The organism is Candidatus Viridilinea mediisalina (assembly GCF_002532535.1).
GTDB lineage: Bacteria > Chloroflexota > Chloroflexia > Chloroflexales > Chloroflexaceae > Viridilinea > Viridilinea mediisalina.
In genome coordinates, this window is the sequence record NZ_NQWI01000053.1 from 24,747 (window position 1) to 33,747 (window position 9,001).

The following is a 9,001-nucleotide window of genomic DNA, read 5'->3' on the forward strand; positions in this document are numbered from 1 at the left end:
CTGAAACCATCCCTTACAAAAAACCCTCTGTGTCCTCTGTGGTAAAACCCTCTGTGTTCTCTGTCTCCTCTGTCCCTCACCGCTCCACGGTCTCTTCTTCAGCCGCTTGCACACGAGTGACCCGCGCCTTGGGGACGGCAGGGCGCTCGTGATCCTCTTGCTGCTGTTGCTGCTCAAGGCTCTGCTTGAGCCGACGTGCGAGGGCGTCAATCCGCCAGAGGTAGATGAAGATAGCCAACCAGACCGATAAGGCGACGGCGAGCGCGACATAGATCGCCACGCCCGCTTCGAGCGCCGCGTTCGGAATCATAGACGAACCCCCTCACGCTGTGCTAACGTCCAAGCTATACCCAGCAGGGTCGCCCGCACATGCAGCATCCAGATAAAGAGCGCCGTAAAACCAGTCGTTGAGGCCAAGAAGGTATAGAGCGTTGTGCGGTTGGCCAACACCCCGGTACCAGGCGCCTCAATATTCAACAAAGCACTATTGCTTGCCAGATCAACCCGTTCTAAACCGAGTTGGTAACGCACCCCCGGAAATTCAGGGCGATCCATCATAGTGCCGGTCGCTAGATTAAAACTGGGCCGCAGCAGCGTCTCACGCGCCAGCCCCGGCTCACCCACCAGCACATGGGCCGTCACCACATCACCCTGCCGCTCAAGTTCAAGCAGATGCAGCTTATGGTCACCCAAGAGCCCAATCCGTCCTTCCGCCAGCGTAATCCCATCGCAGTGGCTGCCCTGAATAAAGACACAATTGGGATGCAGCGTACTCTCAGCCATACGTGGCGCCACAAAAACCAGAAAGGGCACCGTCACAAAAGCAAAGAGCGCATAGACCGCACTGAGCTGACGGCGGCGTTGCGGATCATCAATCGCCGAACGGAGCGCAAAGAGGGCCGCATAGATCAACAGCAGCACAAAGATCGAAGTCTGACGCGGATCCCAATTCCAAAAAACGCCCCAGACCACCTCCGAAAAGATCATTCCGGTAATCGTAGCCAAGGCGGTAAACAGAAAGCCACCCTCAGCCGCAGCGAGGGCGTAGTCATCATAGGCAGGCTTGCGTCGCCAGAGGTAGAGGCCACTAAAGATCGCCGAGAGCGCAAAGGCCAAGACACTCACCCAAGCGGTGGGGACGTGCATAATAATAATGCGCCCCGCATTGCCCAACCCCTCATACTGCGGCACGATCAAGAACATCGCAGCCGCAACGCCCGCCATCCAAACCCCGATGAGCAGCTTGCCAACTTGGGCCATCTGCTGCACCATAGCCCGCTACCTTTCCAGACCAGTGCAGGTATTGCACCACCACCTACGCAGTGGGTACGTAGTCAAGTGTATCATGGTGCAAGTTTTTTATCTTTAAAGCAAGATGAGACTTTTGCATCCTTAGGGAAGGATACAGAAAATAGGAAATAGGAAATAGGAAATAGGAAATAGGGCTGAGGCTTCAGAACGCCTTGGATGCCTCAAGACTGTAAAGTACCCTGTAACCATCCCTTAGCCATTGTAGCATGTTTCATGCTTGCCTTGGTGGAAGGGGGGGACGTCAAAGTTGCTCCCGCATCCCATCTCCACTTTGACGTAGCCCTGTTAGGGAAGCGGATGTTGTTGATTATCCCGTTGCTTTGCTTCCATGAGAGGCCGTAGGTAGTGCCGACGTTAGTCGGCTTCCCATCGCTGCCAAAGACCTCAGCCGACTAAAGTCGGCACTACGATGCCCGCACATGGACTATTCAGCATGACAGGCTGCTGGGGTACGTAACAATTTCTGCTTCCCTTAGAGGAAGCACAGCGCATCTCAAACCATAATGTACTATACTATTCCTTCGTACCAGCAAGATCAGCAAATATTGGAGTAATGAGCCATGAAAGTGACCTATGATGCTGAGGTGGATATCCTACGCATTGTTTTCTCTAGCGCACCGATAGAGCAGAGCGATGAGGAGAAACCGGGCCTCATTTTTGATTATGACGAGGATGGCAATATCGTGGGCCTAGAGATCCTTGATGCCTCAAAGCGCACCGAAAATCCGCTCGCCGTAGAATATGCGGTGGTTGGCAAGGCTGCATAGTGTAATCGATCCCCCAGCCTACGCCTCCCACACAAAGGGAAAAAGCATCAGCGAGGCAACAAACGTTGCCACACTATAGGCCAGTAGAAATTGCAGGGCCGGGAGCGCAAGGGCCAAGCCTCCATCCCCTAGGCTGAGGGCTGTCCCTTGGATGGCCACGACCAACGGGGGCACGAGCAGCGGGAAGGCCAGCACGGCGAAGAGAGCACTCTTGAAGCTTGCTTGGGCAATCATGGCCGCCAGGATGGTGGTGGCACTTGCGAGACAGAGCCCGCCTCCTGCTAAGATTGCTAGAAAGGCCAGGGGGCTGGCGACATGTACGCGCACGAAGATGATGAAGAGTAGGCTGGTGACAATGCTCAACAATACGAGGATCGCCACGTTGAAGAGGAATTTGCCCAAATAGACCGCCAGCGGCGGCGCGGCCATGCGTAGCGCCGCGAGGGTGCGCGTCTCCTCTTCGTGGACGAAGCTGCGCGCCAAGCCGCTCATGGCCGCAAAGAGCAGCGCAATCCAGAGCAATGAGGCCTGGATCAGGAGCGCCTCGTCGGTGCGCCGCAGCCCAATGAAGGTGGTGCCAATGCTCACCATCACGGCGGTACAGGCTGCAAAGAGTACCATCGCATTGAGCGCGTAGCGCGTACGCAACTCGCTCCGCAGATCTTTCACAAAGACGGCCCAAGCAGCCGCGAACAGAGCTCTCATCTACACCGATTCGTTGCTGAAGTTGAGGCGAATCATGTACAACGTCTCGCTTTGTGGCGCTACTGTACGACCATTGATCACAATACTCGCGCCAGGCTCAGTCGTCCAGCCCATAAGATAGACTGCATCGTTGGGGATGCCGCGCCGAGCACCGCCAAACTGTCCACCACCAAGTGCAAAGCGGTCATGATCAAAGATTTGGCTGAGTACCCGGCTGCGCCTAATCAATCCATCGTCATTCAAGCGGTTGCCGATCGGCCCAGGGAAGTTGCTTTGGTTCAGCATAAGATCAACAGTGGCGGTCTGCCCCGGTTCGAGGTTACCAAGCAGTTGGGCATTGGTACCCTTAACAATCAGCACATCGCGCAGCCCCGTGCTGCCCTCGAGTTGCACTTCGCCGCTTACGTGCAGGGCGTCGCGCTCGAGGCGGCTAGAAACTTGCGGCAGCGTTGTGACCGGCGCTTCAATCAATAGGGTTCGTAGGGCCGAGACATCAATGAGCAGATTTTCAAAGCCGACGTTCAGTTCATGCTGGTGGAGCGTGAGGTTTTGGCTGCGCCACCCCTCAAAGCTCATGGGGCTTACGAGGCTGTCAGATGCAAAAGTAATATCGTAGCTGCGCCGTTGCGGCGAGTAGATGTTCAAAAAGGTGGTGCGCTGCCCCACGCTATTGCCTGCAACCCCCTGCACAATAGCCAATTGGTGTACTTGTGCATTGGTGCCACGCAGCAAGAGGCTAGAACCATAGGCCGCCACCAGAAAGAAGACCACGATCAGCGGCGTTGTCACCCAAGCCCACTCCAAACGTCGTCTGCGGCGCAAAAGCCAAAAATTCAGCGGCCCCACAATGATGATGTAGGTCGCCATGAGCAGCAGCAGCAGACCAGTAGAAGGCAGACGTGTGGCCGCTAGGTTTAGCGCATTGCGTAGCAGGTCATCGCTACGCCAACGAAACGACGAGGCCAATTCAATACGGGGTTCAATCGTGAGGATTTCCGTCCAGAATTGGGCTTCGTGGAGCCATGCGCGCGTTGCCGCTAGATCAAAGGCGGTAAAGATAACATACCCGGCCCCATGCTCTATCTGAGTTACCAACTGGGCTTGGTCGTGGCTGTGTGCGCCGGGCCGCAAACGCACCGCATGCGCCGTCGCGCTACCGACGCTACTCGCCACCAGCGCTGGGTCAAGCACCTGTTCCAATGCCTGTAGTTCCACATTCGGGCGTAGCGCCCCAACCTCAACCGGCAGCAGATGGGCCAAATTGGCACTTGCCAATGCGCCTGCATGTCCTCCTCCCACCACCAAGCGCCCGCCCATGTCTACCCAAAGCTCCAGCGCCTCACGCTGAGTTGGGCGCAGTTCGCCCAAACTCAGTTCGTGGATGAAGATTACATCCAACCCCGACAACATCTGCCCATGATCGGGCAGCAAAGCTTGGTCAAGGGAAATCACCCGTGTAGCCAACTGGTGCGCAAACTGCACCGTATGCAAGCTATTGAGCAGGCTCTGGTCGCTGCTGATCACCCCCACAAGCACCAGATCACTCAGCAATGGTAGCAGTGGAACCTGTTGGGCAAGCAGATCGACACCATCAACCATCAGCACAAGCGTAGCTTGACGCACATTACTAGGGATGAGCAGGGGCATCTGAAGCGCCTTGTGGGCACCACGGGGCAGATCGAGTGGGGCGCTAAAGGCTGGTTCAGCCATGCCGCGCACATGCCACTCAATCGTGCCCCGCAGATCGGGGCCATCATTGGTTGCAATAATCTCCGTGGGGAACCAGTGGTTCACGCGGAAGCGACCAGCACCATCATAGCCCACGCGCACCTCTAGGCTCACGGGGGGTGGCTGGTTCTGGGCATACACAGCGGTTGGCCCTAGCCCACCCACGAGCAGCATGAGGCACAAGGCGAGGGCGGCGAGGCACGCAACAGGACGGGCAAGCTTCATAAGGTTGGCCGATTGATCTCTTCACGCTCCAACTGGGCATCATGGTAGTGACGCAGCAAGCCGAGCATATCGTTGAGGCTACGATTCTTATCGGCGCGCTTGAAGCGGACATTATACTCAGTAATCTTCGCCACCACATCGCGCGGACGTGGTACGCGGCAAAAGGTGAAGGCCCCACCACCACCAGCCGTCGTCACCACCACATCGCCATAGCCCAACAGGTTGCTAATATAGGTGGTCTGCGAGGAGATATTGTTGACCGCTCCGAGCCCTGCTTCACGCCGATCTTCGGGGCCAAAGGGCTTCTTTTCTATATCAATGATCTTTTCGGGGGTCAAAATATAGAGATCATTGCGATAATCTTCCCACTGCCAAGCCGCCCAGAGCACAAAGACCAGCAGCACCACAAAGGTAGCCCCACCAAGGAACAGGGGACTCGGGAGCAGCAGGTTGGCACCAATGAGCAGCGTGAGCAGCCCTAACCCGAGCCAGACAAAGGGCCCAATCAGCCCCTGTAGCAGAAAGAGCCAGTGGGGCCGCCAGGTCAGCATTGAGCTCTGCTCATCAATCTCAGGGTTATTCGGAATGAGCCAATTGAGCCAGCGCCAGACCGTCGTCTTCCGCATCATAGGCGAAGGGCGCTGATTGGCCATCTTCTGGCCATAGATATGGTCGGCCACGAGGCGCACATAGTTATCATCGCTCATCGCCTTACGTAGCGCCCGCACCTGGCCCATAATCTTCTGCTGCATCAACATTGGCTCACTGGCCGACTCAAAGACAATATCGCCATTGATGCGCGCCGACTTGACGCGCACCGTACCATAGCCCAACAGATGCTTGGCGTAGGTCTCAGTTGAAGCCCCCACATCCTGCACATCCTCAAGAAAGATCTGCTGCTGCTGACGGCGCTCAAGCAGCAGCGGAATGATCACCTGATCATTATCATAGATCACCCGCTGATTGGTCAGAATCAATTCATCATTGAGCCAATCGTAGCTCGTAAACAGCACACTGATGCCACTCAGCAACGTTAGACCCAAGAGGATCAGATTGATCCAATCAAGCGCTTGACCAGCAAACATCTGGGGATCATGGTAAAAAATACGCCCACCAATCGAACGAAAATAGATCAGTAAAACAGACGTAGCAATGATCATACTCAGAATAATGCGAGCTTGGCGCGTCTGGGCGCCACGCACCCAGAGCGCAATCCAGATCAGCGACAGGGTCACAATAAAGACCATCCAGAGCCAATTGATCAGATCGAAGCCGGGCTGCACCCCAACGCCAGTCACCACAAAGCCACCGCCGGTACCGCGATAGAGCGCCAAAAGCCCAAAGGTAAAGAGGCTGAACAGTGGTAAAACCAAGCGCCCAATCAGCACAATAATATGCCGTCCGGTCACATGGAGAATCTGCTCATTCGTATCAAGATCAATGACCGACGCGGCATCCAGTTCCAACTGGAAGCGCAACCAATTCGAGATGGTGCGCCGCTGTTCATAGGCTTCTGACATGGTGATCCCCTGGGGTAGCGCCGCAGCAGGTCATACCATTTATGATTGTAGATTGTAGATTGTTGATTGTAGATTGCCGAACATGGCGTCCCAATGGGCTTTCGCGTTCTTGATAATGCGGCATGTTCAAGGGCAATTGGTATCACTAGGGCCGTCGCGCTAGGTGATCCATAATCCAGTCAAGTTCATCGGCAATGGTCATATCATCAGTATTCAAGATCAGCGCATCGTGAGCCGGGCGCAAGACGTGCTGATCGAGATTATCACGACGGGCCAAATCGTGGCGTACTTGGGGCAAATCGGACTCAGCGCTACTGGTTCGACGCTCACTTGCCCGTCGTCGCGCCCGTTCTTCCAAAGAGGCCTCAAGGAAGATCTTCAACTCAGCCTTCGGCATCACCACCGTGCCAATATCACGACCCACCATCACCACGCGCCCCCGTTCACCAATGGCACGCTGCTGGCGGATCATCTCACGGCGCACCTCTGGATAGCGTGCGACCAACGAGACATTGCGCTCTACCTGCGGATCACGGATCGCCCATGTAACATCAGAACCATCAGCAATCACCGTATACTGACGGCCATCGGCTATTTTTGGCGGATCAACCGTAATCTTTACCTGTTTCGCCAACACCTCAAGCGTTTCGCCATCATTCAGGTTGAGGCGCAAACGCAACGCCACCAACGTCAGCGCGCGGTACATCACCCCTGTGTCAAAATAGAGATAGCCGATCCGTTCGGCCAACAATGCACCGAGCGTACTCTTACCAACACCGGCTGGGCCATCAATGGCTATGACATTGGGTAGTTGCATGATCCTCAATCAACGAAGAACGGTCGTTACCCCGCTGCAATTCTAGCATGAAGGCTGCAAATACCGCAAATCGGCAGAGGTGCTGAGGTTTTTTACCACAGAGACACAGAGCACACAGAGATGCTGATGTGAGCGCAATCACGGTTGTGTACACTCCTAACCTCACAACCTCTGTGCCCTCGGTGCCTCTGTGGTGAAAAATCTCTGTATCTCTCTTACCGAGGATCACCCACGCAGCAACTTGAGGATCAAATCATCAGGCGACTCAGCTTCTTTTGGTTCTGATGCAGGTTCCTCTGGAGTGGACTGAGGCGCGGTGGTAGCCGCAGCAGCCGGGGGCGGCGGTGCGGGGCGAGGAGGAGTGCGGCTGCGAATGCGGTCAAAGAGGCCACCCGTGCGCGGCGATTTTTGGTCGTCAGTTGGGCTTTCGACCTGAGCAGTGGTTTGGCGCGTAGGGCGGAGTTCGATCAGACCGTCAACGCACAACTGGACAATCGCTTCACCCACGTCAATCTCGGCCCAACCCAATTTCTGCGCCAACTGGCGCAGGTCGCTCTGCTGATCAAGCGCTTGGAAGATGGTATGGTGCTTGGGGCTCACCCGGTGGACTAATTGCTCATGCGAGCCAAGCAGCAATGGAATCAGATCCATGTGGGGGATATAGGCCCGTAGCTTACGCCAGCGCGCCGCTAGCCGCTGTGCTGTATGCAGGTGTTCATGCAGCGTACCCCACAGCGACTCCGCCTCGGTCGTCACATCACTGACAAACGTGAAATGAGCCTCAGTGACCTCAAACAACTCGGATAAGGCGGTCATGCCCTCAGCAGACCCGCGTTCAGCATGGTAGAGCACGCCATCACGGAAGTAGAGCGTACCTGGCGCTCCAGGCCCGTAGACATTGAGTGTCCCCGTCACTGAGCTATAGACGACCATTTCGATCAGCTCGTGCAGAGGAAAGAGTGGGATGGTACCTTCCAGTTTCACCGTTATGCTCCCCAAGGCTGTATCAGTCTTCAGTATACCCTGTTTTAAGCCACCATGCTAGGCATCCTATGCTATACTCGCACCCGCTTTACGCAAAGAGCCTGACACACAACAACATGAGTTTTCTTGGGGGAGGCTTCAACGCATCCAAACCTCCGCTACACTATGAAGGAGCGACATACACAATGACCCGACTATGCACTGGTGGGCGAATTGAGGTAATCTGTGGCTGTATGTATAGTGGTAAGACTGAAGAGTTAATTCGGCGCATGCGCCAGGTGATGATCGCACGCCAGCCTTGCCGCATCTTCACACCACGCCGCGACACGCGCTACAGTGTTGGCCATGTTGCCAGCCACACCGGCGCCAAACTGGAGGCTTATCCGGTTAGTTCAATCCACGAAGTCCTAGCCGCTGCCGATGATGTACAGGTGGCGGCCATTGACGAATTGCACTTCCTTGAGGATCGCCCCGAAGAGATTTTGGCGGGCTGCCAAGCCTTAGCCGACCGGGGGCTACGGGTGCTGGTGGCTGGGCTTGATCAAAGCTACCGTGCCGAGCCCTTTCCTGGCATGATGCAGCTTATGGCGGTCGCCGAGCAGGTAGATAAGCTCTATGCCATCTGTGTGCGCTGTGGTGCCTATGCGACCCGCTCGCAGCGCCTGATTGATGGTCGCCCCGCGCCCGCCGATGCGGCAACCCTCGTGGTGGGCGGCTTGGAACTCTACGAGGCGCGTTGCCGCGCATGCTACGAGCCAGCGTGCTGAGGGAAGGAATTAGGAATTAGGAATTAGAAAATAGAAAATAGGGCGGAGGCTTCAGAACGCCCAGGATACAGAAAACAGGAAACAGGAATTAGGAAATAGGAAATAGGGCGGAGGCTTCAGAACGCCCAGGATACAGAAAACAGGAAACAGGAATTAGGAAATAGGAAATAGGGCGGA

9 protein-coding genes are annotated in these 9,001 nt (G+C 55.7%); 2 read left to right on the top strand and 7 right to left on the bottom strand.

Annotated elements, in window-relative coordinates:
* Positions 1 to 76: 76 nt before the first annotated feature.
* Both CJ255_RS12385 and CJ255_RS12390 read right to left on the bottom strand, forming a co-directional pair.
* The gene (locus tag CJ255_RS12385) at positions 77 to 310 is read right to left on the bottom strand and encodes a CcmD family protein (RefSeq protein ID WP_097644417.1); all 234 of its coding nucleotides are present in this window, start codon (positions 308 to 310) and stop codon (positions 77 to 79) included.
* Entirely contained in the window at positions 307 to 1,272 is a 966-nt protein-coding gene (locus tag CJ255_RS12390) for a cytochrome c biogenesis protein (protein WP_097644418.1), read from the bottom strand. The genes CJ255_RS12385 and CJ255_RS12390 overlap by 4 nt, the downstream gene beginning before the upstream one ends.
* A gap of 599 nt (positions 1,273 to 1,871) precedes the next feature.
* Between CJ255_RS12390 and CJ255_RS12395 the strand changes: the two genes are divergently transcribed.
* A complete protein-coding gene (locus CJ255_RS12395; protein WP_097644419.1) occupies positions 1,872 to 2,078 on the top strand; it encodes a DUF2283 domain-containing protein in 207 nt (68 codons plus the stop codon).
* An 18-nt stretch (positions 2,079 to 2,096) separates the two neighbouring features.
* On the opposite strand, the gene CJ255_RS12400 is transcribed toward CJ255_RS12395, so the two are convergent.
* The 5 genes from CJ255_RS12400 to CJ255_RS12420 form a co-directional block, all read right to left on the bottom strand.
* On the bottom strand, positions 2,097 to 2,783 hold the full coding sequence (locus CJ255_RS12400) for a heme exporter protein CcmB (protein ID WP_097644420.1): 687 nt from the start codon (positions 2,781 to 2,783) through the stop codon (positions 2,097 to 2,099).
* A complete protein-coding gene (locus CJ255_RS12405) occupies positions 2,784 to 4,736 on the bottom strand; it encodes a DUF8726 domain-containing protein (protein WP_097644421.1) in 1,953 nt (650 codons plus the stop codon).
* On the bottom strand, positions 4,733 to 6,256 hold the full coding sequence (locus CJ255_RS12410; RefSeq protein WP_245863361.1) for a YdbT family protein: 1,524 nt from the start codon (positions 6,254 to 6,256) through the stop codon (positions 4,733 to 4,735). The genes CJ255_RS12405 and CJ255_RS12410 overlap by 4 nt, the downstream gene beginning before the upstream one ends.
* 145 nt (positions 6,257 to 6,401) lie before the next feature.
* Complete coding sequence (gene cmk / locus CJ255_RS12415; protein ID WP_097644422.1) at positions 6,402 to 7,073, bottom strand: (d)CMP kinase; 672 nt, start codon at positions 7,071 to 7,073, stop codon at positions 6,402 to 6,404.
* 225 nt (positions 7,074 to 7,298) lie between these two features.
* Positions 7,299 to 8,057: a DUF4388 domain-containing protein gene (locus CJ255_RS12420; RefSeq protein ID WP_097644423.1), complete on the bottom strand. Its 759-nt coding sequence runs from the start codon at positions 8,055 to 8,057 to the stop codon at positions 7,299 to 7,301.
* 185 nt (positions 8,058 to 8,242) lie between these two features.
* Between CJ255_RS12420 and CJ255_RS12425 the strand changes: the two genes are divergently transcribed.
* Positions 8,243 to 8,824 carry a thymidine kinase gene (locus CJ255_RS12425; protein WP_097644424.1) on the top strand — a complete coding sequence of 194 codons (582 nt, stop codon included), beginning with the start codon at positions 8,243 to 8,245 and terminating at the stop codon, positions 8,822 to 8,824.
* The last annotated feature ends 177 nt before the right edge of the window (positions 8,825 to 9,001 follow it).